Source organism: Allobosea sp. GW821-FHT03A12 (genome assembly GCF_058986765.1).
Map to the genome: position 1 here is coordinate 233,974 of NZ_JBYSVZ010000002.1, position 25,691 is coordinate 259,664.

Annotated in this window: 28 protein-coding genes; 12 read left to right on the forward strand and 16 right to left on the reverse strand. The window is 67.6% G+C overall.

Annotated features, from left to right (window positions below):
* The first annotated feature begins 42 nt into the window (after positions 1 to 42).
* Positions 43 to 528, forward strand: a complete 486-nt coding sequence (locus AC3WLC_RS07670; RefSeq protein ID WP_493683336.1) for a MerR family transcriptional regulator — start codon at positions 43 to 45, stop codon at positions 526 to 528.
* Positions 529 to 592: 64 nt separating this feature from the next.
* Here the strand turns inward: AC3WLC_RS07670 and AC3WLC_RS07675 are convergent, their stop codons facing one another.
* Together AC3WLC_RS07675 and AC3WLC_RS07680 are read right to left on the reverse strand one after the other, a co-directional pair.
* A complete protein-coding gene (locus AC3WLC_RS07675; RefSeq protein WP_493683337.1) occupies positions 593 to 1,420 on the reverse strand; it encodes an acid phosphatase in 828 nt (275 codons plus the stop codon).
* Positions 1,421 to 1,461: 41 nt separating this feature from the next.
* Positions 1,462 to 2,244 carry a hypothetical protein gene (locus tag AC3WLC_RS07680; protein WP_493683338.1) on the reverse strand — a complete coding sequence of 261 codons (783 nt, stop codon included), beginning with the start codon at positions 2,242 to 2,244 and terminating at the stop codon, positions 1,462 to 1,464.
* On the opposite strand from AC3WLC_RS07680, the gene AC3WLC_RS07685 reads away from it, so the two are divergent.
* Complete coding sequence (locus tag AC3WLC_RS07685) at positions 2,236 to 3,468, forward strand: helix-turn-helix transcriptional regulator (protein WP_493683339.1); 1,233 nt, start codon at positions 2,236 to 2,238, stop codon at positions 3,466 to 3,468. The two genes, AC3WLC_RS07680 and AC3WLC_RS07685, sit on opposite strands and share 9 nt — an antisense overlap.
* Before the next feature lie 33 nt (positions 3,469 to 3,501).
* Here AC3WLC_RS07685 and AC3WLC_RS07690 read toward each other — a convergent pair whose 3' ends face one another.
* From AC3WLC_RS07690 to pcaD, 6 genes are read right to left on the reverse strand one after another with little or no spacing between them, the layout of a single operon-like run.
* The gene (locus AC3WLC_RS07690; protein WP_493683340.1) at positions 3,502 to 4,332 is read right to left on the reverse strand and encodes a shikimate dehydrogenase family protein; all 831 of its coding nucleotides are present in this window, start codon (positions 4,330 to 4,332) and stop codon (positions 3,502 to 3,504) included.
* Between the two features lie 43 nt (positions 4,333 to 4,375).
* Complete coding sequence (locus AC3WLC_RS07695; RefSeq protein ID WP_493683341.1) at positions 4,376 to 5,224, reverse strand: 3-oxoadipate:acetyl-CoA acetyltransferase; 849 nt, start codon at positions 5,222 to 5,224, stop codon at positions 4,376 to 4,378.
* Between the two features lie 3 nt (positions 5,225 to 5,227).
* Positions 5,228 to 5,839 carry a protocatechuate 3,4-dioxygenase subunit alpha gene (pcaG, locus tag AC3WLC_RS07700; RefSeq protein WP_493683342.1) on the reverse strand — a complete coding sequence of 204 codons (612 nt, stop codon included), beginning with the start codon at positions 5,837 to 5,839 and terminating at the stop codon, positions 5,228 to 5,230.
* A 2-nt stretch (positions 5,840 to 5,841) separates the two neighbouring features.
* Complete coding sequence (pcaH, locus tag AC3WLC_RS07705) at positions 5,842 to 6,564, reverse strand: protocatechuate 3,4-dioxygenase subunit beta (protein ID WP_152012114.1); 723 nt, start codon at positions 6,562 to 6,564, stop codon at positions 5,842 to 5,844.
* A gap of 18 nt (positions 6,565 to 6,582) precedes the next feature.
* Positions 6,583 to 6,975 carry a 4-carboxymuconolactone decarboxylase gene (gene pcaC, locus AC3WLC_RS07710; RefSeq protein WP_465246684.1) on the reverse strand — a complete coding sequence of 131 codons (393 nt, stop codon included), beginning with the start codon at positions 6,973 to 6,975 and terminating at the stop codon, positions 6,583 to 6,585.
* On the reverse strand, positions 6,962 to 7,747 hold the full coding sequence (pcaD, locus tag AC3WLC_RS07715; protein WP_493683343.1) for a 3-oxoadipate enol-lactonase: 786 nt from the start codon (positions 7,745 to 7,747) through the stop codon (positions 6,962 to 6,964). Before pcaD ends, pcaC begins: the two co-directional genes overlap by 14 nt.
* A gap of 77 nt (positions 7,748 to 7,824) precedes the next feature.
* Between pcaD and AC3WLC_RS07720 the strand changes: the two genes are divergently transcribed.
* Positions 7,825 to 8,733, forward strand: a complete 909-nt coding sequence (locus AC3WLC_RS07720; RefSeq protein WP_346362929.1) for a LysR substrate-binding domain-containing protein — start codon at positions 7,825 to 7,827, stop codon at positions 8,731 to 8,733.
* A gap of 59 nt (positions 8,734 to 8,792) precedes the next feature.
* On the opposite strand, the gene AC3WLC_RS07725 is transcribed toward AC3WLC_RS07720, so the two are convergent.
* The gene (locus AC3WLC_RS07725; RefSeq protein ID WP_493683344.1) at positions 8,793 to 10,670 is read right to left on the reverse strand and encodes a bifunctional sugar phosphate isomerase/epimerase/4-hydroxyphenylpyruvate dioxygenase family protein; all 1,878 of its coding nucleotides are present in this window, start codon (positions 10,668 to 10,670) and stop codon (positions 8,793 to 8,795) included.
* A gap of 648 nt (positions 10,671 to 11,318) precedes the next feature.
* On the opposite strand from AC3WLC_RS07725, the gene AC3WLC_RS07730 reads away from it, so the two are divergent.
* Complete coding sequence (locus AC3WLC_RS07730; protein WP_493683345.1) at positions 11,319 to 12,713, forward strand: MFS transporter; 1,395 nt, start codon at positions 11,319 to 11,321, stop codon at positions 12,711 to 12,713.
* A gap of 215 nt (positions 12,714 to 12,928) precedes the next feature.
* On the opposite strand, the gene AC3WLC_RS07735 is transcribed toward AC3WLC_RS07730, so the two are convergent.
* The 5 genes from AC3WLC_RS07735 to AC3WLC_RS07755 form a co-directional block, all read right to left on the reverse strand.
* Positions 12,929 to 13,378 carry an RrF2 family transcriptional regulator gene (locus tag AC3WLC_RS07735; RefSeq protein ID WP_493683346.1) on the reverse strand — a complete coding sequence of 150 codons (450 nt, stop codon included), beginning with the start codon at positions 13,376 to 13,378 and terminating at the stop codon, positions 12,929 to 12,931.
* Between the two features lie 136 nt (positions 13,379 to 13,514).
* Entirely contained in the window at positions 13,515 to 13,982 is a 468-nt protein-coding gene (locus tag AC3WLC_RS07740; protein ID WP_493683347.1) for a cupin domain-containing protein, read from the reverse strand.
* Positions 13,975 to 15,099: a RuBisCO large subunit C-terminal-like domain-containing protein gene (locus AC3WLC_RS07745; RefSeq protein ID WP_493683348.1), complete on the reverse strand. Its 1,125-nt coding sequence runs from the start codon at positions 15,097 to 15,099 to the stop codon at positions 13,975 to 13,977. Before AC3WLC_RS07745 ends, AC3WLC_RS07740 begins: the two co-directional genes overlap by 8 nt.
* Positions 15,100 to 15,447: 348 nt before the next feature.
* Positions 15,448 to 15,678 carry an aldehyde dehydrogenase family protein gene (locus AC3WLC_RS07750; protein WP_493683368.1) on the reverse strand — a complete coding sequence of 77 codons (231 nt, stop codon included), beginning with the start codon at positions 15,676 to 15,678 and terminating at the stop codon, positions 15,448 to 15,450.
* Positions 15,679 to 15,687: 9 nt separating this feature from the next.
* A complete protein-coding gene (locus tag AC3WLC_RS07755; RefSeq protein WP_493683349.1) occupies positions 15,688 to 17,091 on the reverse strand; it encodes an L-lactate permease in 1,404 nt (467 codons plus the stop codon).
* Between the two features lie 116 nt (positions 17,092 to 17,207).
* Between AC3WLC_RS07755 and AC3WLC_RS07760 the strand changes: the two genes are divergently transcribed.
* Together AC3WLC_RS07760 and AC3WLC_RS07765 are read left to right on the forward strand one after the other, a co-directional pair.
* Complete coding sequence (locus AC3WLC_RS07760; protein ID WP_493683350.1) at positions 17,208 to 17,717, forward strand: helix-turn-helix domain-containing protein; 510 nt, start codon at positions 17,208 to 17,210, stop codon at positions 17,715 to 17,717.
* 179 nt (positions 17,718 to 17,896) lie between these two features.
* Complete coding sequence (locus tag AC3WLC_RS07765) at positions 17,897 to 18,811, forward strand: ABC transporter substrate-binding protein (protein WP_493683351.1); 915 nt, start codon at positions 17,897 to 17,899, stop codon at positions 18,809 to 18,811.
* A 21-nt stretch (positions 18,812 to 18,832) separates the two neighbouring features.
* On the opposite strand, the gene AC3WLC_RS07770 is transcribed toward AC3WLC_RS07765, so the two are convergent.
* Positions 18,833 to 19,906 carry a LacI family DNA-binding transcriptional regulator gene (locus AC3WLC_RS07770; RefSeq protein WP_493683352.1) on the reverse strand — a complete coding sequence of 358 codons (1,074 nt, stop codon included), beginning with the start codon at positions 19,904 to 19,906 and terminating at the stop codon, positions 18,833 to 18,835.
* Positions 19,907 to 19,908: 2 nt separating this feature from the next.
* Between AC3WLC_RS07770 and AC3WLC_RS07775 the strand changes: the two genes are divergently transcribed.
* The 5 genes from AC3WLC_RS07775 to AC3WLC_RS07795 all read left to right on the forward strand — a co-directional run bounded on the left by AC3WLC_RS07775 (position 19,909) and on the right by AC3WLC_RS07795 (position 23,454).
* Positions 19,909 to 20,097: a hypothetical protein gene (locus tag AC3WLC_RS07775; protein ID WP_493683353.1), complete on the forward strand. Its 189-nt coding sequence runs from the start codon at positions 19,909 to 19,911 to the stop codon at positions 20,095 to 20,097.
* Between the two features lie 26 nt (positions 20,098 to 20,123).
* Positions 20,124 to 20,510 carry a RidA family protein gene (locus tag AC3WLC_RS07780; RefSeq protein ID WP_493683354.1) on the forward strand — a complete coding sequence of 129 codons (387 nt, stop codon included), beginning with the start codon at positions 20,124 to 20,126 and terminating at the stop codon, positions 20,508 to 20,510.
* Positions 20,511 to 20,574: 64 nt separating this feature from the next.
* Positions 20,575 to 21,912 (forward strand): MFS transporter, encoded by a 1,338-nt coding sequence (locus tag AC3WLC_RS07785; protein WP_493683355.1) that lies wholly within the window; start codon positions 20,575 to 20,577, stop codon positions 21,910 to 21,912.
* A 105-nt stretch (positions 21,913 to 22,017) separates the two neighbouring features.
* Positions 22,018 to 23,007, forward strand: coding sequence for an amidase (locus AC3WLC_RS07790; RefSeq protein ID WP_493683356.1), 990 nt, complete (start codon positions 22,018 to 22,020; stop codon positions 23,005 to 23,007).
* 30 nt (positions 23,008 to 23,037) lie between these two features.
* Positions 23,038 to 23,454: an amidase family protein gene (locus AC3WLC_RS07795; protein ID WP_493683357.1), complete on the forward strand. Its 417-nt coding sequence runs from the start codon at positions 23,038 to 23,040 to the stop codon at positions 23,452 to 23,454.
* Positions 23,455 to 23,477: 23 nt separating this feature from the next.
* On the opposite strand, the gene AC3WLC_RS07800 is transcribed toward AC3WLC_RS07795, so the two are convergent.
* Positions 23,478 to 24,356: a LysR substrate-binding domain-containing protein gene (locus AC3WLC_RS07800; RefSeq protein WP_493683358.1), complete on the reverse strand. Its 879-nt coding sequence runs from the start codon at positions 24,354 to 24,356 to the stop codon at positions 23,478 to 23,480.
* A gap of 105 nt (positions 24,357 to 24,461) precedes the next feature.
* Here AC3WLC_RS07800 and AC3WLC_RS07805 point away from each other — a divergent pair, with 105 nt between their 5' ends.
* On the forward strand, positions 24,462 to 25,607 hold the full coding sequence (locus AC3WLC_RS07805) for a 2-aminoethylphosphonate--pyruvate transaminase (RefSeq protein WP_493683359.1): 1,146 nt from the start codon (positions 24,462 to 24,464) through the stop codon (positions 25,605 to 25,607).
* Positions 25,608 to 25,691 lie beyond the last annotated feature (84 nt).

A 25,691-nucleotide genomic window follows, 5' to 3' on the forward strand; every position in this document is an offset into this window, starting at 1 on the left:
TTAAGTTTAAGGTCAAGCGCCTTTTTCTGAGGACCACAAGCGATGAACATCGGCGAGCTGGCGAAGCGGACGGGGCTGACCAATTCGCGCATCCGCTTCTACGAGCGCGCCGGCCTGCTGCAGACGGTAGACCGGCGCGCCAATGGCTACCGCACCTATCCGCCGCAGGCCGTGCTGGTTCTGGAGCTGATCACGACGGCGCAGCAGGCGGGCTTCAGCCTCGACGAAATCCGCAAGCTCCTGCCGCCCGGCCTCGACCGCTGGGACCATGCCGGGCTGGTCGAGGCGCTGCGCCGCAAGGTGGCGGATATCGAGGCGCTGGAGGCGCGCCTCAGGCAGAGCAAGGCGCAGCTCGTCGCGCTGCTGGCCGAGATCGAGGCGAAGCCGGACGACATGGACTGCGCCGCCAATGCCCGCCGCGTCCTGTCGCATGTGCTCGGCGACAAGGCCGCCAGCGAGGACATCCCGATTGGCGATGGCGGCCTGCTCGCAAAGAAGACGCGGCGCCGCGTGGCCGGGGCCGGCTGAAAGCGACCCCGATCGACCTCGACTGGACCGATCGGCGGGCGTCCCTTTCTCCCCGCGAGCTGGCCTACTGCCTCGACAGGGCCGCTGTCTCGGCCGCGCAATCCGGCGCTGGCTGCTTCGCCTTCGCCGCCTTGACCTCCGCCCTTGCCACTTCGAGATCGGCAAGGAAAGCCGGGTTGGTCTGCAACCGCGCCACGGTCGCCGCGCCCATGATGCGACCGGCATCGACGTCGCTCTGCCAATGGGCGTTGCAGATCACCCGGCTCTGGCCGAAGGCGATGCCGCGCGCGAGCAATTCGTTCGAGCGCTCGGGATTGATCTGCGCGAAGACGAGCGCCCAGCCCCAGCCCGCGGCGGTATGGCCGGACGGATAGGAGCCGTCGCCGCGCAGGATGGCCTCCTGATCGGCCCTGCATGTGGCTTCGTCATGGACGACGAAGGGGCGGACGCGATTGTATTTGTTCTTCACGCCATAGGTCGACAGGCCGAAATCCGAGAGCATCTTCTGCGTCATCGCATAGAGGCGCGGCGTCTGCGCCGCGTCGATCCCGACGCCCATCGCGCAGGAGAAGGTGCTGGCCGCCTGTGGAAAGGCGAGCTCGGCATCGCGATGAGCGAGCGTCCAGCGTTCGGTGTTCCGCAGCGGTATCGTCGCCCTGCGCGCTTCTTCGTCCCTGGCCAGCGCGGCCGAGCCGGCCTCGGGCGGCGGGCCCAGAAGGACGAGGCTGTCCGGCAGCTCGGATCGTGCGAGATAGCCCGGCGCGATCTTGAAATGCGGGTCGGTGACAGCGGGCTGGGCCTGTCCCGATTGGGCGAAGGCCTGCCCGCCGAGCGCGAGCAGCGCAAGCGCCGAAACGGCCGCGGTCAAACCCGCAATCTCAGTCACATGCATTCCGCATCCTTTCGACATCGCCGCACTCGTGGATCGCTCGGTCAGAACCGATATGTCGCCGCAACGGCCGGGCCGTGCTGGGTCACGTCATAGGAAAACCCGCCATGGCGGTAATCGACATGAAGCGCCCGGTAGCCGGCTTTCAGCGTCAGCTGCTCGCTCCAGGCGTAGTTGACGCTGCCCAGCCCCTGCCAGGTCAGCTGCGAGCCGGCGCCGAAGCCTCCGATGTCGCCTGCCACCGTCAGGCTCCACGGGCCGCCGAGCTCGATGCCGAGCCGGGCGCCGATGACGGGATCGGCCCAGGCCTCGGAGTCGCGATGGTCGATACGGAGATTGGCGAGGCCGGGTAGGACCTCCAGTTTGTTGTTCAGGTTCCAGAACCGGACCCCGGCGCCCACGTCCAACGATACCGAGCCGTCCTCATAGGCCCGATAGAAGACGGAGCCGTGGACGGTCGTGCTCTGCGAGCGCAGCTTGAGCGCCGAGAAGAACGGACCCGGCAGATTGCCGCCGGACGTCACCTGCGAGAACTGTCCGTCCACCAGGACGCTCCAGCGGCCCATCCGCATCTCCGCAGAGGCCATCATCGCGCCGTTCAGCTCCTTGAGGACGTCGCGGAAGCGCAAGTGGATGTCGGCCGCCGGCAGGGGCGGGAAAGTCGCGCTCCGTCCATCGATCGCGGTCGCCCAGAGATAGCTCGTGACAGAGAATCGCGGCGCCGAGGCGCCGAGCGGATCCCGCGGCGAGGCGGGTTGCGGGACGTCGGACGCCCAGGCCGGCGCCTGCAGCAAAGCCGCGGTCAGTCCGATCACGAGATGGCGCACCGGTTCTCCTCTGGATTTCCCACCGCCAGCGCCGCTGCCTCCCGAACTCGATCGGACGCGACGGCAGACGAATTCTGCTCGGGGCATTTCCTGCATGGGCGGGTCGCCAGTCTTGCCATTTCGCGCCAATCGCGACCGGCTATCCTGCATCGCTGCCGACCGCGATCCCGCGTGATTCTGTCCGGCGAAGGCGCACCGACCCGAGGCTCGCGGCGAGATCCGATGGCGAACATCCCTTTGACGCGCGGTCAGTTTCTGCTGCCGTTCCTCGGCATCCTCGACGAAGCCGGGGCAGCGACGAGTTCGCTGCTGGAACGATGCCGGCTGCCGGCCTCCCTGGAGGAGAAGAGCGATCTCTATGTCCCGCTGCTGCCGGCCCTTCGCTTCGTCGAGACCGCCGAGAGGACACAGGGCATCGACGATTTCAGCTTTCTCGCCGGCCAGCGGCTGCATTTCTCCCATCTGCGGACCAAGACACGAGCCTTGATCGCTCATTCCCCGACGCTGCTCGTCGCGTTGCGGCATGCGTGCCACTGGGCGCCGCGGGAGGATACGATCCTGAGCATGTGGATCGAGCACCACGACGACCATGTGCGGGTCTGCAACAGGCTCACCGGGGCGCGCGGGCTCCGGCATCTGGAGCATGCGCAATGGCTCCAGAACATCTTCGCCATCCTGATCATCCGGCAGTTCACGGGGGCCGATTGGATGCCGGCGACGATCGCCTTCGAGGCACGCTACACGCCGGGGCCGGCGACGCGCTCATTCTGGCCGAACACACGCTTCCTGTCGGGCCAGCGCGCCGCCTGGGTCGACCTGCCGATCGCCTATCTCAGCCTGCCCAATCGTTCGCATGGAGCACGCCCCATGCCGTGCGGGCCTGAGGACGATCTGCTCGGCTACGATATCGTCGAGACCCTCAGGCTGATGCTGCCGTCCTATCTGGATGCGCGGACGCCGGCGCTCGCCGAGGTCGCGGAGATGGCGGGGGTCAGCACGCGAAGCTTCCAGCGCAGGCTGGCGCAATGCGGCCTCACCTATTCGGATATCCTCGGCACCGTCAGATATGAGCACGCAAGCAGGCTGCTGCGCGATAGCGACGCCAAGATCATCGATGTCGCGTTTGCGTCGGGCTATACCGATCCGGCGCATTTCAGCCGCGCCTTCCGCCGCATGTCCGGCGTCACGCCCCGCCAATTTCGCGAGCAAGCGCGACCAGAATGAGCCAGCTTCCGGAGCAAGCGCGAACGCGCTGCTTCAGCCGAGCCGCGCCACGGCACGCAGGTCTTCCGCGGTGGTCGTGGGCAGGCCGAAGAATTCCAGATAGGCCGGGATCTGCTCGAACAGCATGTCGGTGCCGACCTGGACCTGGCAGCCGCGCTGCTGCGCCGCCGCCAGGAAAGGCGTGATGGTCTGCGCCATCACCACCTCGCCGACGAAGGCGGAGGAGGGCAGGCGCTCGATGTCGAGCGGCAAGGGATCGCCCGGCTTCATCCCCAAAGGCGTCGCGTTGACGACGATGTCGAAGCCGGCCGGGTCGTTCGAGCCGATCGAGACCTTGAGCGCGGCGTAATAGCGCGCCAGCCGTCCGCCCAGCGCTTCGGCCGCCCCGCCATTCATGTCGAACAGGCCAAGCTCGGCGACGCCGGCCTTGGCGAGCGATGCGGCGATCGCCGAGCCGACGCCGCCTGCGCCGACGACGAGCGCGCGGGTTCCGGCAACCTGGCGGCCCTTGCGCAGCACGCCGCGCACGAAGCCCTCGCCGTCGAACATCTCGCCGGTCAGCTTGCCGTCGGCCTCGCGTCGCACGGCGTTGCAGGCCCCGGCGATGGCGGCCGTCGGCATGAGATCGTCGACCAGGCCTGTCGTCACGACCTTGTGCGGCATGGTGATGAGCGCGCCATGGGCGTTGGAGAGGCGGAAGAACAGCCTGAGGAAATCGGGATAATCCTCGCTGCGGCTGCCCATCGGGACGACCACCGCATCGATGCCGTCGCGCTCGAAATAGGGGTTGTAGATCAGCGGCGCCTTGAAGCTCTCGGTCGGGAAGCCGAGATGGCCGATGAGCTTGGTCTTTCCGCTGATCATGGCGTCTTCTGTCCTGTTTCGGGCCGGAAGCAGGCGGCTCGGCTCAGCCGGCTCTGCCTGCCCTCATGGGAATGCCGAGCATCTCGCGCGCCTGCTGCCAGGTTGCGACGGGCCGGCCGTGTTTCCGGCAGAGCTCTGTCGCCCGCTGGACCAGCGCCGCGTTCGAAGGGGCGAGCCTTTCGCGGTCTAGGCGGACATTGTCTTCAAGGCCGGTGCGGGCATGGCCGCCACTAGCGATCGCCCATTCGTTCAGCACGATCTGGTTCGAGCCGATGCCGGCGGCGCACCAGGGCGCGTTCTCGCCGAACAGGCGCTTCACGGTGCGGATGTAATAGTCGAACACGTCGCGATCGACCGGCATCGCGTTCTTCACGCCCATGACGAACTGGACGTAAGGGCGGTCGACGATCTGGCCGCGCTGCCACATCTCGTGCGCCTTGAGGATGTGCGAGAGGTCGAAGGCCTCGATCTCCGGCTTGACGCCATGGGTCACCATCTCGGAGGCGAGCCAGTCGACCAGGTCAGGAGCGTTCTCGTAGACGCGGGTCGGGAAGTTGTTCGAGCCGACGGCGAGCGAGGCCATGTCCGGCCGCAGCGACAGCATGGCGCCGCGGGCCTGGCCGGCGCCCGAGCGGCCGCCGGTCGAGAGCTGGACGATCATGCCCGGGCAGTGCTTCTCCAGGCCTTCCTTGAGGCGGCCATAACGCTCGGGGTCCGAGCTCGGCTTGCCCTCGTCATCGCGCACATGGCAGTGCGCGATGCTGGCGCCGGCCTCGAAGGCCTCCTGCGTGCTCTCGATCTGCTCGGCGATCGTGATCGGCACCGCCGGGTTGTTGGCCTTGGTCGGCAGCGAGCCGGTAATGGCGACGCAGATGATGCAGGGCTGCGTCATGGCTCAGACGTCCAGGAACACGGTTTCGCCTTCGCCCTGGAGGCGAATGTCGAAACGGTAGACGCCGGGGGCGGTGCGCTGGGCGATCAGGGTCCGGCGGCGGTTCTCCTGCTCGACGAGGCCCAGCACCGGGTCGGCGCTATTGTCCTCGTCGTCGAAATACATCCGGGTGTTGAGGCCGATATTGATGCCGCGCGAGACCAGCCAGAGGCTGATATGCGGCGCCATCACGCGCTTGTTGCGACCCGGCACTGGACCCGGCTTGATCGTCTCGAAGCTCCAGAGGCCGCTGTCGAAATCGGTGATGATCCGGCCCCAGCCGCGGAAACCCGGCGCGACCTCGACGTGCCGCGGATCCTCGGGATGAGGATAGATGCCGTTGGCGTCGGCATGCCAGGCTTCCAGCAGAATGTCCTTCACCGGCGCGCCGGTGCCGTCATAGACGAGGCCCTCGATGCGGATGCGCTCGCCGGGCACGTCGGGGCCGGCGATGGTCTGGCCCAGCTCCTGGCGATAGATGTCGAAGCCCGCTGCGCCCGGCGCCAGGCCGATATGGACGTAAGGACCGGCGGTCTGGGAGGCGGATTCCTTCAGATAGGGCAGAGCCTGGACCATGATCAGTTGCCCTCCAGGCGGTTCTCGAACAGGGTCGAGCGGCGGCCGCGCAGCACGATGTCGAACTTGTAGGCGAGGCAGTCGAGCGGCACGGCGGCGTTGAGGTCGAGCGGTGCGATCAGCTGGTCGATGGCGCGCTGGTCAGGGATCGTCGCGACGATCGGGCATTTCGCGATCAGCGGGTCGCCCTCGAAATACATCTGGGTGATCAGGCGCTGGCTGAAGGCCGTGCCGAAGACCGAAACATGGATATGGGCCGGGCGCCAGTTGTTGACCCAGTTGCGCCAGGGATAGGCGCCGGGCTTGATCGTGCGGAAGAAATAGTAGCCGTTCTCGTCGGTCAGCGTACGGCCGCAGCCGCCGAAATTCGGATCGATCGGCGCGAGATAGGTGTCCTTCTTGTGGCGGTAGCGTCCGCCGGCATTGGCCTGCCAGATCTCGACCAGCGTGTTCGGCACACCGCGGCCGTTCTCGTCGAGGACGCGGCCATGGACGATGATGCGTTCGCCGACCGGATCGCCTGATTTGGCGTAGTTCTTGATCAGGTCGTTGTCGATCGGGTCGATGTCGCTGTGGCCGAAGGTCGGGCCGGTGATCTCGGACATCGAGCCCTGGAGCGAGAGCATCGCCAGGCGCGGGCTGCGCCCGACCGAGGTCTTGTAGTCGGGCGTCAGCGCCGGCGGCTGCCAGGTCCGGTCACGCTGGTAGAACTCCGCTGGTTTCATGGCGTTTCCTCTCTTTTCTTATGCCTGCTCGTCCTGAGCCATGGCTGCGAAGATGTCCTTCGCGATTTTGATGGCGTGGTTGGCGCGCGGGACGCCGGCATAGATCGCGACGTGGAGGAGGGCTTCCATCACGTCGTCCTTGCTCGCCCCGGTGTTGCGCGTGGCGCGCAGATGCAGGGCAAGCTCCTCGTAATTGCCGAGCCCGGCCAGGAGCGCGATCGTCATCATCGAGCGCTCGCGCGTCGGCAGGGTGTCGCGGGCCCAGACATGGCCCCAGGCCGCGTCGGTGATCAGCGCCTGGAATGGGGCGTCGAACTCGGATTTGTTGGCCTCGGCGCGGTCGACATGGGCCTCGCCCAGCACGCGGCGGCGGATCGACATGCCTTTGTCGGCAAGCTCAGTCATGAGCATGGGCCCTCAGGAACGGGGACAGGATCGCGGCATAGGCCGCGGGCTTCTCGACGCAGGGCAGGTGGCCCGCGCCGGGAATGACGTGGAAGGCGGAGCCGGGGATCAGCGCGGCGGTCGCTTCGACCACCTCGGCCGGGGAGGCGCCGTCGGCATCGCCGGCGATCGCCAAAGCGGGCAGGCGCAAGGCCGCGGTCGCGGCGGTCTGGTCGGCCCGGGAGAGCGCCTTGCAGGCGGCGATGTAGCCGTCCGCCGGCGTCCGGGTCAGCATGGCGCGCCAGAGCGCGAGTTCCGGCGTGGCGCGGAAGGCCGGGGCGAACCAGCGCTCCATGACGGCGTCGGCGATATGCTCCAGCCCATGGCCGGTGATGGCGTCGATGCGGGCCTGCCAGCTCTCGACCGTGCCGAGCTTGGCGGCGGTGTTCGAGAGGACGAGAGCGCGGACCAGCTCGGGACGCCGGCTCGCGACGGTCTGGCCGATCAGGCCGCCGATCGAGAGCCCGACGAAGACGACCGGCTTGCCGGCGAGCGCCTCGATCAGCGCGATGGCATCGTCGGCATGGTCGGCGATATCGGTGCCGCCGCCCAGCGTCGAGAGGCCGTGGCCCTGCTTGTCGTAGCGGATATAGCGCAGATCCCGGGGCAGAAGCGGCAGGACCGCATCCCAGAGCCGCAGATCCGTGCCGAGCGAGTTGGCGAAGATGACCGTCGGAGCGTCCGCCGGACCGTCCGTGCGATAGTGGAGAGCACCATAGGGGCGGGTAAGGGCTTGCACGATCTCTCCTCCTGGCCATAACCTATCAAGGTGATACCGGCCCGAATAATGCAAAGATCGCTAGGATACATAATCAAATGATTATGCACCCTGCCGTCAAACTGCGTCATATCCGAGCTTTCCTGGATATCGCGGTCGAAGGTAGCCTGTCGGCGGTCGCGCGTCGCCAGGGCATCACGCAGCCGGCCCTGAGCCGAACCCTCGCGGAATTGGAGACCTTGCTGGCGACGCCGCTGTTCCGGCGCGAGAAGCGGCGCCTCGTGCTGACCGAGCAGGGCGCGCTCTTCCGCCGCCATGCCAGCATCGGCCTGCAGGCCTTCGAAGCGGGTGCAGCGGCGCTGCATCCGGGCGCGCCGGGCAGCACGATCCGGGTCGGCGTGCTGCCGACGGCGGCGACGCGCCTGTTTCCGCGGGTGGCGCTGCGCTTCCGCGAGATCGCGCCCGAGACCGTGCTGGCGATCGAGACCGGGCCGCATTCCTATCTGGTCGGGCTGCTGCGCGAGGGGGCGATCGACCTGATGCTCGGGCGCATGCCGGTGGCCAGCGAGATGGCCGGCCTGGTCTTCGCCCATCTCTACGAGGAGGAGATCACGCTGGTCGCCCGCGGCGACCATCCGCTGCGCGGCGAGCCGGTGGCGCAATTGCTGGCGCGCGTGCCGGTGCTGCTGCCGCCCGCCACCGCGATCATCCGCCGGGCGGTCGACGATTATCTGCTGACGTTCAACCTGGCCGGACTGCAGCCTGCCTTCGAGACGGTCGCCCTGCCGGTGGGGCGCGCGATCCTGCTCGGCTCGGATGCGGTCTGGTTCATCTCGCGCGGCGTCGTCGCCGACGATCTGGACCGCGGCGATCTCTGCGAGATCTCGACCGGCGCCCGCTTCCTGTCGGGCGCGGTCGGCCTGACCAAGCGCCAGGGCGGACCGGCGGTTCCCGGCCTCGACCTGCTGGAACGGCTGACCAAGGAGAATGCCGACCGGCAAGGTTAGAGCTTTGTTCGTGCGCAATTCCGGACGCAAAACCGCTGCGCACTTTTGCTGGAATTGCTTTAGCGCTTCGGCATCCCCGCCGGCCGCGCCGCGCGCTTCTGTGCGGCGATGCGGAAGGGGGCGTTCGGCGCGCCATAGCCCTGATAATTGCCTTGCCGCTGCACGATCTCGAAGAAGAAGCCGTCGGGCCGCGGCGCCGAATAGAACTGGAAGAACTGACCGCCGGCATCCTCGTCATAGAGGATGTTAGCCTGGCGCATCCGCTCGACCAGCGCTGGCTGCAGCCCGAAGCGGGCCTCAACGTCGTTGTAGTAGTTCGCGCCGATCTGCAGGACAGGAAAGCCGCGCTCGGCCATCGCAGCCGCTGTGGCGAAGATGTCGTCGCTGGCGAAGGCGATATGCTGGACGGAAGAACCGAAGCTGTCCTCGATGAAGCGCCCGGCGAGGGTCCCCCGCGCGCCGGCCCCGTTCAGCGTGACGCGCAGGCCGCCGGACTGCACCGCTTGCGAGCGCACCAGCCCGTCGGGATCGACGACGTCGACGACCGGCGACTTATGGGCGTCGAAGATGCTGGTGTAGAACAGCGACCAGCTCAGCATCTCGTCATAGGGCATGGTCTGGCCGAGATGATCGACCCGGGTCAGCCCGGCGCCGGCGCCGGCCGGGCTCGTCCTGAAGTCGATCTCCCAGATACGGCCGAGATCCGAACTCGCGTCGAGGAAGCGCAGGACGCTGCCGCCGACGCCGCGAATGGCGGGGATGCTCAGTTCGCCTTCGCCGGAGGCCTGCGCATGCGGCTGGGCGAGCAGCGCGCTCGCCCGTTCGAAGGCGGCGCGCGCATCGGGCAGCATCAGCGCGATCTCCGAGACCGCGGTGCCATGGACCACATAGGAGCTGTGGGCGAAGCCGCTGGCGTCGGTGTTGACCAGCACGTTGACGCCGCCCTGGCGCCACAGGCTTACGGGCTTCGAGACATGGCTGCCGGTCTTGTCGAAGCCGCAGGAGTGCAGCAACGCCTCGACGCCCGGTGCCTCCTCGGCGCTGGTGGCGAATTCGATGAACTCGACGCCCGCGACTGGCGCGGGCGGCGGGAAGGCGGGCAGGTCCGCGGGCAGGGCCGGTTCGACCCGGCGGACGCGGTCCATCAGCTGGATCAGGCTGCGATGGCCGTCCTGCGCCACCAGCCGCGGCAGGCCGGAGCGGAACTGGTCGTTGAAGATCTCCAGGCTCAGCGGCCCGGCATAGCCGGTCGCGGCCACGGCGCGCATGAAGCCGGTGACGTCAAGATCGCCCTCGCCGGGCATGTTGCGGAAATGGCGTGACCAGTAGAGCAGGTCCATGTCGATCGCCGGCGCATCGGCGAGCTGCACGAAAAAGATCCGGTCGCCGGGGATCGAACGGATCGAGTCGGGGGCGATCCGGCGCGCCAGCGTGTGGAAGCTGTCGAGGATCAGGCCGACATTCGGGTGATCGGCACGGCGCACCACCTCCCAGGCGTCGCGGTGGTCGTTGACGAAGCGGCCCCAGCACAGCGCCTCGAAGCCGACCCTCACGCCATGCTGCTTGGCGAGGTCGCCGAGCTCGTGGAAATCCGCGGCCATGCGGTCGATGCCGCCGATGGCGGCCGGGTGGGTGGTGGAGCAGACCAGCACGAGATCGGTGCCGAGCTGGTTCATCAGCTCGAACTTGCGGGCGGCGCGGGCAAAGGCCCGGCTGCGATGGGGCTCGGGCAGGCTCTCGAAATCGCGGAAGGGCTGGAACAGCGTGATCTCGAGCCCGGCGTCGCGCACCATCTGGCCGACCTCGCCGGGCGTGAAATCCGAGGCGAGGAAGTCCTGCTCGAAGATCTCGATGCCGTCGAAGCCGGCGCCTGCAATGGCTTCGAGCTTCTGCGAGAGGTTGCCGGACAGCGAGACCGTGGCAATCGACGTCTTCATCATCTGTCCCTTCCCGACGGCGGGCGCCTGCATGACCTGAGCTCGCTGGGCGAGAGCCCGGCGAGGATTCGCCGGGCAACGATACCCGGCTGGCGGAGGAAGTGTAGCCCGAAGGCCATCTGAAACGTTTCAAGGAGCCGCGCACGGGAACCACGCGTCGCGTTGCCGGAGGCTTAGGGCATCGGTCGCTTGCCGGGAGGCCGGCGCGGCGGAAACAGCACACCTGGCGGGCTGCTCAACCGAGCGCTTCCTCAAGGATGCATAATCTGCAGATTATGAATTTCAGCGTAGTTTGCATTATTCATCGCGATTTCGTCTTGGTAGGTTATGAGCAGGAGGAGAGATTGCACAAGACCTATCCCTGCCATGGGCTGCTCGATGCTCGCGCGGACGCAGTCGCGCCGCTGTCGACGAGAGCCGATCCCGCGGTGCGGCCGGGCTTGCTGACCATCTGCTTCTCGTCCCGGGTTTCCCTGCAAGTGAGATAGGTCGTCGGGGACGGCCGGACTTCGAACACGTCGTGAGTTTCACGTGTCTTACGGGAGCGGCGCCGGATCGTCGCGGCCTATGCCTGCCTTGACTACGCGTCGTGCCAAATGCCGCGGCGCTCAGAAAACAGAAACAAGTCAATCATATCGGGAGTGGAACATGACGGCAGCTTTGCATGCTGACATCCAGCATAGGCAGCAATCCAAGAAGGCCGCCGCGAGCGGCTGGATCGGTTCGGCGCTGGAGTATTACGACTTCTTCATCTACGCGACCGCTGCGTCGCTGATCTTCCCGCAGATCTTCTTTCCTTCGAGCAATCCGACCGTGGCGATCGTCGCCTCGCTGGCGACCTACGGCGTCGGCTATGTCGCCCGCCCGATCGGCGCCTTCGTGCTGGGCCACTGGGGCGACACGCACGGACGCAAGAACGTGCTGATCCTGTGCATGTTCCTGATGGGCTTCTCGACCATCGCGGTCGGCCTGCTCCCGACCTATGAGCAGGTCGGCATCCTCGCGCCGATCCTGCTCGTCGTCATGCGCCTGATCCAGGGCTTCGCCGTCGCCGGCGAGATCTCGGGAGCGAGCTCGATGATCCTCGAGCACGCCCCCTTCGGCCGCCGCGGCTACTATGCCAGCTATACGCTGCAGGGCGTGCAGGCGGGGCAGATCCTGGCGGCGGCCGTCTTCCTGCCGCTGGCCCATTTCATGCCGGAAGCCGCCTTCAACAGCTGGGGCTGGCGCATTCCCTTCCTGCTGAGCTTCGTCGTCATCATCGCCGGCTGGATCATCCGCCGCGAGGTCGACGAGACCCCGGCCTTCAAGGAGGAAGGCAGCCAGAACGCGACGCCGCGCTCGCCGGTCATCGAGGCGATCCAGACCACCTGGCCCGACATGATCCGCGTCATCCTGATGGCGCTGATGAACGTCATCCCGGTCGTGGCCACTATCTTCGGCGCCGCCTATGCGGTCCAGGCCGCCTACGGCATCGGCTTCCACAAGGACGTCTATCTCTGGATCCCGGTGATGGGGAACATCGTCGCCTGCCTGGTGATCCCCTATGTCGGGAACCTCTCCGACAAGTTCGGCCGCCGCCTGCCCATCATCGTCGGCGCCCTCGGTTCCGGCCTGCTGGCCTTCGGCTATCTCTATGCGATCTCGATCCACAGCGTGCCGCTGGCGATCGTGATGTCGCTGCTGATGTGGGGCGTGGTCTACCAGGGCTATAACGCGGTCTTCCCGAGCTTCTTTCCAGAGCTGTTCCCGACCCGGACCCGCGTCTCCTCGATGGCGATCTCGCAGAACCTCGGCACCGCCGTCACCGCGCTGCTGCCGGCCCTGTTCGCCACGGTGGCTCCTCCGGGCTCGCAGAACGTCCCGCTGGTGGTCGGCGCGATCGCCCTGGCTATCTGCACGATTGCTGCGGCGGCCGCCTGGTCGGCTCGCGAGACCTACCGCGTCCGGATGAACGATCTCGGCAATCCCGATGCGGTTCCGGTCGATCAGGCCAATTATGAGCGCCTGCGGAGCGAGAGCATCGCGGCTTCGCGGGGCTAAATCGGGATCGGCTCGGGCCGACCTGGTTTGACCGGCAGGCCGGCTTGAGGTCACGCTGCATTCGGGCGGAAGCGCCCGGGTGCAGCGTGATCGATTCCTGATCATCGCGCGTCCGAACGGGCGCGGTCACGATGATCTATCACATTGTTATCGCATCGGATTATTCCGAAAAGCGGATTCCACTTTTCGGTCCGGTGCCAGGGAGGAGATCGCCCTCAGATCGCGAAGTCGATCTCGGGCTTGTAGGCCGCGGCGCGGGCAGCCAGATCGGCGATGGTCGTCTCGTCGACCACGGCCGCCATGGCGTCGCGCACCTCGCGCATCGCGGAACGGACGATGCAGGCCTCGATGTCGTCGCAGTCCTGGCATGGCCTGAAGGCCGACTGGCTGGCGCAGTCGATCGGCGCGATCGGCCCTTCCAGCGCCCGGATCACCGCGCCGAGCGTGATGCCCCCGGCCGGCTTCGCCAGCGCATAGCCGCCGCCCGGCCCCTTCTTGCTGCGCAGCAGGCCGGCCTTGCGCAGGTCCAGCAGGATGGCGTCGAGGAACTTCTTCGGGATGGTGTTGCGCTGGGCGATCTCGGCGATCTGCGCGGTCTCGCCGGTCCTCAGCCCGGCAAGGTGGACCATCGCCTTGATGCCGTATTTGCCCTTGCTGGTCAGCACTGCCGGCCCCTTGCTTAGAAGTCTACTACATCGATCTATTTTCCGGTGGCTGCAAGGCAAGGCTGGAGGGCGCGCTGCAACGAGCGTCGCGCCTGGCGAGTGGATAGGCGTTGAGGATGGCGTGCTGCGGGCGCGCTCAGCCGTCGAGGAAGGCGGCGATCTCCGGCGAGGCCCGCAAGGCAGCCAGTTCCTCCGCTGTCGGCAGGGCAGGGCGGTCGCGAGTGGCGTCGACCAGGCAGAGGAAGCCGAGCGGCTCATTGGGCCCGGCCCGGAACTGGTGCCAGGTCCAGCCGGGGATGGTGACGAGGTCGAGTGGGCCGATCCCGCTCACCTGCGAGCCGACGAGGCAGCGCCCGTGGCCACGGACGATGACCACCGCATGGACGTGGCCATGGCGTTCCAAGGTGGTGTGGCCGCCGGGGCCGACCTCGAAATAGCGCAGTTCGCCGGCAAGGTCCGGCCGCGAGAACAGGATCTGGCGGGAGACGTCGCGGAAGGGCGCATCGCCATCCTGCTTGTAGGTGAGCCGCTCGACGCCCTGCCAGGCAAAGCCGTCTTCGTACCGGCGCAGATTGGGGGCGTCGTCCTTGCTGGTGTCAGGCATGGCTTTCTGCCGGAGCTTGCTCTTGCGAGTGCTGGTGGACCGTGGCGACGAACGCGGCCGTGGCTTCGCTCAGCCTGTCGCCCTCGGCAAGCAGGTTGCCGCCGATCAGCAGCATGACGTCGCGGCCGTAGAAGTCGAGCATTTCCGGAACGCGCGCGACGCTCATGCCGCCGGCCGGCACCGGGGCGATCGCCGCGAGCCCCGGCGTGGGCGCGAGCGCGGCCTGCGCGATCCGCCGGCAGGTCTCTTCGGAATAGCCGAAGCGGCCGCCATGGTTGGGGAAGATCACCGCATCGATGCCGGCGAGCCGCCAGAGCGTGGTCAGGCAGGCCGGCTCGATCCGCGCCGCGCCTGCGAGGCTCGGATGGGCGAGGAAGGCGATATCGGGATAGTCGCGCCTGAGCTGCTGGACATTGGAAAGACCGAGGATCGCCGGTGCGACCATTGCCGTGTCGAGCCCTTCCTCCGTGATGACGCGCAACTGCTCGCGTACCGCGTCGAGGCTGCCGGAGAGACTCGGCACATAGCGGGTGGGATGGCCGGTCCGGGCGGTGGCGCGGCGCACCGCGTCGGCGCAGGCCGAAACCCGCTGCGGGAACGGGCTGTAGGCTTGCGTCGCCAGCCCGTGATCGTCCTTGACGTAGTCGATGCCGCCGAGCGCGAAGGCTTCCGCCAGGCGCGCAAGGTCCTCCGGCGGCAGCCCCTGCGGCTTCAAGGCCGAGCAGGTCAGGGCGCGCGATTGCGCTCCGACACGTCCGCGCAGGCCGTCGAGGCCAACCTGCGGGCCGTCGCCCAGGGCAGCGCGCAGGTCCGGCGGCACGACGACTTCGGCAAGCGTCAGGTCATCGTGCAGCGAGGAGTTGCCGAACAGCATGTTGAGGAGCTGGCCCGCATCGTCGCCCACCGTCGCGGCGGAGAGCCGGATACGGATGGCCTGCAGGCTGTCGCTCCTTGGCTCGACCGCGACGACGCGGCCGAGGATCTCGCCGAGGACGAAGGCGTCGTCGACCGCCTCGGGCGGCATCTCGATGCTCTGCTCGACGGCGACCGCACGCGCCCGCGCTTCGGCATCCGCGGCCGAGCCGCGCAGATGATAGGTGACCTCGATCCAGCTCATCGTCGATCCTGCGGAGGCCAGACTCCGCCATTGCGTTTGCGCAGTCTTATCGCGTCGAGGCCGCCGAGGCACCTCGGCGCCGTTGCTTGCCGACACGGTCGACGCATGTCCCACGGTTGGCATGTCGGACGCATGAGAATACTGCAGCGCTCCAGTCACGGAGACCGTCGCTGCACGGTAAAGCTTGAAGCTCGATCATAGGAGCGTCAACGAGAATGTATTTCTCGAAGAATGCTTCTCAAGAGATGCTTGCTGTCGATTTTGGTGGCGGCAGGAACTCGTTATCCCGCCGGCCCAAATTTCTGTAGCCGTGAGCACTCGCGCGGCGGGCGTGCCCGACCGCAGCGATCAGCCACGCGCCCGCAAGGTAGGCCTGACCACGATGACCTTGGGCCGGGTGAATTCCTCGACCGCGTAGCGCACGCCCTCGCGTCCGAAGCCCGAGGTGCCGGTGCCGCCATAGGGCATATGGTCGACGCGCCAGGTGCCGGGGCCGTTGATGATCACGCCGCCGGCCTCGATGCGGTCCGCCATGGCGAAGGCGGTGTCGATGTCGGTGGTGTAGATGCCGTGATGGATCGCGCCCGCTCAGCGTACGCCGTGGATGATGTTCAGTGCTGCCAGCGTTGCGACCACGACGAAGGCGATGCCCAGCATCGCCAGCTGGATCCAGCGGCGATGCTCGGCCGCGCCGGCAGGCGAGAGTTGCACGGCCATCTCGATCTTCCCTGGCGAGGCCATCAACAGGAAGGCCGCCGCGACATTGTGGACCGCCATGAACCAGAGCACGTCGACGCCGAGCGAGCGGGCGATCTCGGCCTGGGTGGTCGCGAACATCGCATTCGCGCCGGCGTTGGAGCCGGTGACGAAGCCGCCCACCGCGCCGACAAATGGGGCGGCGGCGAGGTAGGCCGTGCCGGCTCCCGCCAGGGTCCGGGCGAGGTGCGCGGCCATGCCCGACACCGCCATCAGAATGCCGAGCAGGATGAACAGGCCGGTGACCGGTGCGACCTCGCGCCAGGACGCCCAGGCCTTGCGCAGCGACTGGCGGTCCGGCCGTCCGCGCGCGAACCAGGCCGCGGCGATGAACAGCCAGAGCGCGGGCGAGCCGAGATAGCGCCAGTTCTCCGACAGGCCGCTTGCCCGCACGGCCCAGCCGGCGGCCAGCACGCCGCCGAGCAGGATGGCATAGCTCCACAGCGCCCGGCTCCCGACAGTATCCAGCCGTGTCGTGCCGCCACGTCGATGTCCGGCGAGGACATACAGGACGATCATGACGAGCGCGCCGATGGCGCCGGCGGGCGCCGTCCCGAACAGGATATTGGCCACTGCGATCGCGAGCGTCAGCGCGACGCCGGACAGCACTCCCTGCAGGACTGCCTTGCCCCGCTCCTCTGGCGCAGCGGCGAGCCAGGCGGCGATGATTCCGGTCACGACGAAGGGGACGATGCTGATCGCGGCGGATGCGACGCCCAGATCACGAAAAGAGAGGCCGGACATGGTCGCTGCGATCAGCGTTCCTGGCCCCATCGAGCCCCATGGCACCGCACAGAGGCCGAGCAGGCCGATCACCGCGACCTTGCGGGCCGGCAAGCCGAAATGGGCCAGCAAGGGGATGCCGATGGTGACGCCGATGCCGAAGCCGGTCAGCGATTCCGCGAATGGCGTGACGCCGTGCACGACGAGCAGGATGGCGCCGACGCCCTGGCCGGCGCGTCCGCGGATCCAGCTCGCCAGCGCGGCCTGACCACCCGCCTGCCGCAGCACCTCCGACAGCAGCAGCCCGCCTGCGACGATCAGCAGGACTTCCATCAGGATAGGGGTCCAGCGCAAGGTGGCCGGCAGGATGCTGTCCGGCGGGAGCGGGAAGGCCAGCAGGATGGCGAGCGCGGCTGTGCCGACGCCAAGAAGGGCGGCGTGGAGCGAGCGCGCTCCGAAGGCGAGGGCGAGAATGGTGGACAGCGCCGGCAATGCGCTGAGGAGGGTGGACATGGGGTGCCTTTGATTTGCAGATCAGAAATTATTTTTGCTAATATGCAATTTGTCAAGCGCAGGGGTGCCGTGTGGAGGTAGAGTCGCAGGATCAGGATGTCCGGTTCGGGAACGCCGTGCGCACGCGTCGCACGCAGCTCGGCGTGACGCTCGACCAGCTCGCCGGGACGAGCGGAGTTTCTGCAGCTGCGTTGTCGCGGGTCGAGCGCGGGTTGCTCAGCCCGACGCTGCGGAACGCGATCGCCATTGCACGCGGTCTCGGCCTGGAGCTCTCCGAGCTTGTCGAGCGCGACAATGCCAAGATCACCCGCGACGGCGAGAATCTGCGCTTCTTCGACGATGTGACGGGAATCGAGCGGCTGACGCTGGCGCGCCCGACGCCGGATTTGGAGCTTCTGTCCTATAGCGTTCCGCCGGGAGCGACGTCGAACCGCTTTGCGCCGCATAAGCCGGGAACTCGCGAGATCTTCCACATTCTCACCGGCCGTCTCGAGATCCACGCCGGGCAGGAGACGATCACACTGGACGCCGGCGACACCGCGACGGTGCTGGTCGATACCGAGCATTGGTTCAGGAATGTCGGCGACCAGCCGGTGCGCATCATCCTGACGATCCTCGGCGCCTGAAACCAAGCTCGGCGAGGCTGCGCCTGATTTTGCCTGCGCCCCGGCGAGGGCGCTCGCCCTCCGGTCTGCCGGACATACGTCGCGGCCTCTCGCTTGATTTTTCTTACAATCGATTGCAGAAAGGACTCCGCGCTCAGCATTCGAGCGCGCGGCCGCTGGCGGCCCAAAGGCGGGAGATCATGACCAAGCTCGACATCATCGCCTTCGCCGGCGCCTCGAACTGGCCGGTCTGGGCCGGGCAGGCACGCGGCTTCTTCGCGGAGCAGGGTCTGGAGCTGACGCTTACCCTGACGCCGAATTCGCGGCACATGGCGCGTGCGCTGCATTCCGGAGCGGCCGCGATCGCGCTCTCCTCGATCGACAATGTGATCGCCTATGCCAGCGGGCAGGGCGAGGAGCCTCTCGGCGAGACTGCCGATTTCTTCGCCTTCATGGGGGTGGATGACGGCCTGCTGAGCCTGATGACGCGGCCAGGGGTCGAGGCGCCGGCGCAATTGCGCGGGAGCACGCTCGCCGTCGACGCGCTGACGACCGGCTACGCCTTCGTGCTGAAGGAGATCATGCGGCGCGCCGGGATGTCCGAGGGCGACGTCGCCTACAAGGCCGTGGGCACCGGCGCCGAGCGCCTGCAGGCGCTGAAGGATGGAGACTGTGCCGCGACCTTGCTGAACGCGCCGCTTTGCCTGGCGGCGGAGGGGGCGGGCAGCGTCCGCCTGCTCTCGGCCCGGTCGATTCTCGGCCCCTACCAGGGCATCGTCGGCGCGGCGCGGCGGTCCTTCGCACAGGCGCATCCCGAGCTTATCGTCCGGTTCATCCGCGCCTTCCACCGCAGCCTGGCATGGCTGGGCGATCCCTCGAACAAGGCCGAGGCCTGCGCGATCCTGGCCGAGAAGCAGCCGGCGGTCCGCGCCGTGCTCGACGAGGCCTATCGGATGCTGGTGACGGAAGGGGGCCTGGCGCGCACGCTCGCCATCGATCCGGCCGGGGCGGATTGCGTCATCGATCTGCGCCGGCGCCATGGCAATGGCGGGTCGGAGCTCGGGACTGTCGACCGCTATATCGACGACGGCTTCCGGCAGCTCGCGCTCGCCTGAGGTCGTCGCGGTCTCGGTCGCTCAGGCTTTGCTCTTGATGCGCCCCTTGCGCGGCGCGGCGGTCGAGCCCCGCACGATCAGCCGCGGCGGCAGCACGACATTGCGGACGGGGCTGTCGGCAGCCTCGATCGTCTGCTGCAGGAGATCGGCGGCCTGGCGGCCCATTTCCTCATGGCTGATGCGGATCGTGGTCAGCGGCGGCTGGACGAGATCGACCAGGGGCATGTCGTTATGGCCGATGATGGCGAGGTCGTCGGGGCAGGTCAGGCCATGCTCGCGCAGCGCATCATAGGCGCCGAGCGCGAGCAGGTCGTTGGCTGCGACGATGGCGGTGATCTCGGGACGGCCATCGATCAGGCGCCGCGCCGCCTGCGCGCCTTCCTCGCGGGTATAGGTGCCGGCCTCGATCAGGCCATGCGCCTGGAGCCCGTGCGCGGCCAGCGCCTGCAGGAAGCCCTGCCGCCGCAGCAGTCCGGTCGAATGCTGCTGCGGGCCGGCGAGATGTCCGATCCGGCTGTGCCCGAGCGCCACGAGATGGTCGATGGCGAGCTGCATGCCGCGCATGTCGTCCGAGACGACGGCCGGCACCCTGGCCTCCTTCTCGGCGCGGTTGACCAGCACGGCCGGCAGCTTTTCGGCGAGGCAGAAGCCGACCAGCGGATCGTCGAGGCTGACGGTGGCCAGGATCAGGCCGTCGACGCGGCGGGCGATCAGGTCGCCGGCGAGATCGAGCTGCTGCCTCGCATCGCCGCCGACATAGGCGACCATCGCCGAATAGCCATGGGCCGAGAGCCGCGCCGTCGCGCCGGTCAGGATCGGCGTGAAGACGCTGGTAGCGATATCGGGGACGAGCACGCCGACCAGCCGCGAACGCCCGGTGCGCAGGGAGGCGGCGACCGGATCGAGGCGATAGCCCAGGGTATTGGCGGCCTTCATCACCCGCGCGACCGCCTCCGCCACTACCATCGGCCGCGTCGCCGGATTGAGCGCGCGCGATACGGTGGAGACGTGGACGCCTGCGAGCTCGGCCACCTGCTTCATGGTGACGGTACGCCGGCCGCTGCCGACGCGCTGCTGGGACAATTTCGCTTTCACCGATGATCCAGCCCGAATTCTTGTTGCAGATCAGCGCAGCCGACGCTGCCCGCGATTGCAATTTTTCTACAATCGGTTGCGATTATGACATCGCCGATTGCGTGCTGTCCATGCCTGGCCTGATGCAGGCGCATGCAGTAGGGCGCTGGATGGGGCTTGACGGCGAGAAACGCTTCTGCAATCGTTTGTAAGAAGCGAAAGCCAAAGTGAGGACATCATGACCAAGACCTATGTTCGCGGCACCTGGCAGCAGTCGCGCGCCTTCTCGCCGGCGGTGATCACACAGGGCGGGCGCACCGTCTGGTTCGCCGGCCATACAGGCCAGAAGGACAACGAGGGCAAATCGCTCGCCGGCGATTTCGAGGCGCAGACCTACCAGACCTTCCGCAATATCGAGGCGACGCTGAAGGAAGCCGGCGCCACGCTGAAGGACATCGTCACCGTCACGGTCTTCCTGACCGACCCGCGCCACACCACGCGGATGACCGAGATCCGCGCCGAGATCTTCGGCTCCGACTTCCCGGCCAGCGCCGCGATCACGGTCACGGGCTTCGCCGACCCGACCATGCTCATCGAAATCCAGGGCGCCGCTGTCATCGACTGACGCGCGACCGGCTCGGCCAGCATCGGGCGGGCGCCGATCACCAGAAAACAGGGAGGGGAGGCCAATGTCGGTCAACACCATCGGAGCGAGGCTCGATCGGCTGCCGATCACGCCGCTGCATCGCAAGATCTTCGGGCTCGTTGCGGTCGGCATGTTCTTCGAAGGCTTCGACATCTACATCGCGGCCAGCGTGCTCGGCGCCGCCTACAAATCGGGCTTCTCGACGCTGGCGCAGAACGGGCTGTTCATTTCGGCGACCTTCGTCGGCATGACGCTCGGCGCGCTCCTCACCGGCTTCTGGGGCGACCGCTATGGCCGCCGGGTGACCTATCAGACGAACCTGATCCTGTTCGGCGCGGCGGCGCTCGCCTCGGCCTTCGCCCCGAATATGGAAACGCTGATCGTGCTGCGCTTCCTGATGGGGCTTGGCCTCGGCGCCGAGGCCGTGGTCGGCTACTCGATCATCACCGAATTCTTCCCGGCGCGGGTTCGCGGCCGCTGGTCCGGCTTCATCGGCACGCTGGTTACGGCGGGCCTGCCGGCCTCGGCCCTGACGGCCTGGCTGCTGGTGCCGACCTTCGGCTGGCGCGTGATGTTCGTGCTCGGCGCGATCGGGGCCCTGGTCGCCTGGCTGCTGCGCCGCGACCTGCCGGAATCGCCGCGCTGGCTCGCCGCCGCCGGGCGCGAGGCGGAGGCTGAGGCGCTGGTCGCGAAGCTCGAGCAGTCCGCCAGCGCCATGGGGCCGCTGCCGCCGGTGCAGGCATCGGCCGAGGACGAGGTCCCGCTCGGCGCCGGCCAGCTCTTCCGCCGGCCCTATCTGACGCGCCTCATCGTCGGCTGCATCGCGCTGATGGTGGTGAACACGCTGATCTACGGTTTCATCACCTGGCTGCCGACCTTCTTCGTCGGGCAGGGCGAGAGCATCGCGCGCAGCACCGGCTTTGCGCTGGTTATGGCCCTTGGCGGCCCGATCGGGGCGTCGCTCGGGGCAGTCTCGGCGGACGCCTTCGGCCGCAAGCCCACCATCATCGGCGCATCGGCCATCGCCATCGGGCTCAGTGTCCTGTTCGGGCTGTCGGCCAGTTCCACAATGACCGCCGTCATCGGCTTCCTGCTGACGATCCCGATCTATGTGCTGGTCGCCGCGCTGTTCGCGATCTATGTGCCGGAGCTGTTCCCGACCGCCTTCCGCCTGCGCGGGGTCGGCCTGTGCAATGCCGCGGGGCGCAGCGCCAGCATCGTCGTGCCGCTCTTCATCGGTCCGCTGTTCACTCAATACGGCGTCGCTGGCGTGCTGACGCTGATGGCGAGTGCGCTGATGATCATGATCCTCGTCGTCGGGACGCTCGGCATCGAGCCCCAGCGCAAGGGCGCCGAGGAGGGCGTGCGCGTCGCGGCCTAGGCTGCTTGTTTTGGGTTTATCTTTGCAATCGATTGTGTGAAATGCCGGCATTTGGATCTCAGATGCCGGCGGCTCGGAACGGGTAGAGCGGTGGGGACAAGTCGCATGGCCGATCGGAATGACCTGTGTTCGTGGAGCGCCCTGGAGCTGGCGGCTGGCATCCGCAGCAAGCTGATCAGCTCCAGCGAGGTGACCGAAGCGGCGCTGGCCCGGATCGAGCAGCTGAACCCCGGTATCAACGCGGTCGTGACCGTGACGGCCGAGCTGGCGCGCAAGCAGGCGAAGGCCGCGGACGAGGCGGTGGCGCGCGGCGAGAAGCTCCGCTCCCTGCATGGCGTGCCCTATACGCTGAAGGACCTGACCGCCACGGCGGGCATCCGCACCTCCATGGGATCGAAGGTCTTCGACGGCGTCCCGACCCGCGACGACATCGTCGCCGAGCGCCTGCGCGAGCGTGGCGGCGGCGTGCTGATCGGCAAGACCAATACGCCCGACAATGGCTGCAAGGGCGTCACCGACAACATGATTTTCGGAGCGACCAGCAATCCCTGGGACACCGGGCGCACGCCGGGCGGCTCTAGCGGCGGGGCTGCGGCAGCGGTCGCGACCGGCATGGGCGCCTTGGCTGAAGGCAGCGACTTCGCCGGTTCGATCCGCATCCCCGCCGCGTTCTGCGGCCTCGTCGGGCTCAAGCCCTCCGTCGGCCGGATCGCGGCCGAGGATCCGATGCTCTGGCATCCGATCCGCAATTGCCATGGCCCGATCACCCGCACGGTCGCGGATGCGGCGCTCGCCTTGCAGCTCATGGCCGGGCCCGATCCGCGCGACCCGACGTCGTTGGCCGACGGGCCGCACGATTTCCTCGCCGCCGCGACCGGCGATCTCTCGATTAAGGGCCTGCGGGTCGGCTACAGCCCCAATCTCAACGTCGTTCCCGTCGAAGCCGCGGTGCGGAGGCTCTGCCAGGAGGCGCTGACGGCGTTCGAGGGCCTGGGCGCGGAGGTCAGCGAGATCGATGTCGATTTCCGCGACAGCATCGGCCCCTACGGCCTGATCAACGCCTATTTGCGGGCGGCGCTGATCGACGACGTCTAACCCGGGCGCAAGGACGAGATCGACCCGCTGATGGGCCTGCGCGCCGAGCTCGCAGCACGGGCGACGGCGACGCAGGTCGGCCTGGCCGAAAGGGCCCAATCCGCGATCTATCATCGGGTCCGGAGGTTGTTCGAGCAGTATGACGTCATCGTCACGCCGACCACGCCGGTCCCGGCCTTTCCGCTCGGGATCAACTACCCGGCGATCATCGATGGTGTCGCGATCAACTCGCCCTTCGAGCAGCTCGGGCTCACCTCGGTGTTCAACCTGACCGGTCATCCCGCGATCTCCGTCCCCGCGGGCTGGACCGATGCCGGGCTGCCGGTCGGCCTGCAGATCGTCGGCCCCTGGCGCGACGACGAGCGGGTCCTGAAGGTCGCGGCGGCCTATGAGCAGGCGCGCCCCTGGCGCCAGCGCTGGCCGGCCATGGTCGAGGCGCTCGCCTGAATCTGGTCCCGGGGCGGCTGGATTCAGCGCTCTTCCTGGAGATCCTGGACCGTCTCGAAGAAGCTGCGCACCAGCGGCAGGCGCTGGCGCTCCGCCCGGCAGACGACATATTCGCCGACGTCGAACTCGGCCCCGGTGATGACGATGCGCTTCAGGCCGGCTTCCGGCTTGAACTCGGCGGCGAAGACCACGCCGATGCCGAAGCCGAAGGCGACGGCCTCACGGACCGCCTCGCGCGATTGCACCTCGAGCAGGTTCGCCGGCTTGATCCCGGCGACCGACAGCCGGTTCTCGAAGACCTCCCGGGTGATCGAGCCGCGTTCGCGCAGGACGATGTCCTGGCCGGCGAAGGCCTCGATCGGCAGGTGGTCGTGCCGTGCCAGATCGTGCTGGTCCGAGACGAAGGCGACGAGGTCGTCGGAGCGCAGCCTGATGCTGTAGATACGCGGGTCGGAGTTGGCGCGCGCCGTGATCGCGACGTCGGCGGCGAAGTCCATGATCTGGTCGACGACCTCCGAGGAGTTGCCGATCGTCAGCGAGAAGGTCAGGCCCGGATAGCGCTCGCGCATGCGGGCGAGGGTGGCCATGACGTGGGTGGCGCTATCGGCCGCGATCCGCAGATGGCCGCGCTGCAGCGTGCGGCTGCCGGCGAGCAGCGACTGGGCCTCGTCCTCGGCTGCGAACAGCCGGGCCGTGATGACGAACAGGCTCTGCCCCAGCGGGGTCAGCTTCACCTGCCGGCCGGCGCGATCGAACAGCCGGACGCCATAGGCATCCTCCAGCCCGCGGACCTGGGCTGAGAGGGTCGGCTGGCTGACATTGCGCGTCCTGGCGGCGCCGGTGAAGCTCTGCGCCTCGGCCACGGCATGGAAGGCGGAGAGCCCGGAATAGCTGATGGCCATGCCATAGATCCTATCTATAGATGATATGGAAACGATGTATTGGACCTATGTCAATCGCGATCCTAGCGTCGAGATCACCCGCCGCAACGACATCGCGAGACCATCATGGCCCAGGCCCGCCGCCCTGCCTCCTCCGAAACCGGTGACCCGCTTCTGCTGACGCCCGGTCCGCTGACGACGAGCAAGGCCATCAAGGAAGCGATGGTGCATGACTGGGGCTCGCGCGACGCCACTTTCGTGGGGATCAACAAGGCGGTGCTCGAGGAGCTGCCGAAGGTCATCCATGGCGGCGAGGATTTCGTCACCGTGCCGATGCAGGGCTCCGGCACCTTCGCGGTCGAGGCGATGCTGACCACCTTCGTGCCGCGCGACGGCAAGATCCTGGTGCTGATCAACGGCGCCTATGGCCAGCGCGCCAAGCGCATCCTGGAGATCGCCGGGCGCGCCGTCGTCGTCCACGAGACCGCCGAAGACATGCCGCCCGATCTCGCCGAGGTCGACCGCCTGCTGGTGGCGGATGCCGGCATCACTCACGTCTTCTCGGTCCATTGCGAGACCACCAGCGGCATCCGCAACCCGGTCGAGGCGATCGCGGCGCTGGTCAAGCGCCATGGCCGCCGGCTGCTGATCGACTCGATGAGCGCTTTCGGCGCCCTGCCGCTCGACAGCCGCGAGGTCTATTTCGACGCGGTCGCGGCCTCCTCGAACAAGTGCATCCAGGGCGTTCCCGGCCTCGGCTTCGTCATCGCCCGCAAGAGCGCGCTCGCCGAAACCAAGGGCAACGCCACCACGCTGGTGCTCGACCTCCATGACCAGAACGCCGGCTTCGAGCGCACCGGCCAATATCGCTTCACCCCGCCGATCCACGTCATCGTCGCCTTCCATGCGGCGCTGCAGGAATTCTGGGCCGAGGGCGGCGTCGCCGGGCGCGGCGAGCGCTATGCCGACAATGCCCGCATCCTGATCGAGGGCATGCAGGAGCTCGGTTTCCGGACGCTACTGCCGGCGGCCCGGCAGGCGCCGATCATCGTCACCTTCCACATGCCGCAGGACGAGAACTTCGTCTTCCAGCGCTTCTACGACGCGCTGAAGGATGCCGGCTACGTCATCTACCCCGGCAAGCTCACGGTCGCTGACAGCTTCCGGATCGGCTGCATCGGGGCGCTGGGCGCGCAGGACATGCGCAATTTCGTCGCCACGGTCTCGTCGGTTCTCGACGAGATGGGCGTCGGCCTGAAGTCGGCCGCCTGAGGAGCAGGTGATGAACATGCATTCTACGGTTGGGTCTGAGGTTGTGGTGAACGGTCGGGGGTATGCCCGTCCGGTTCGTCCGAC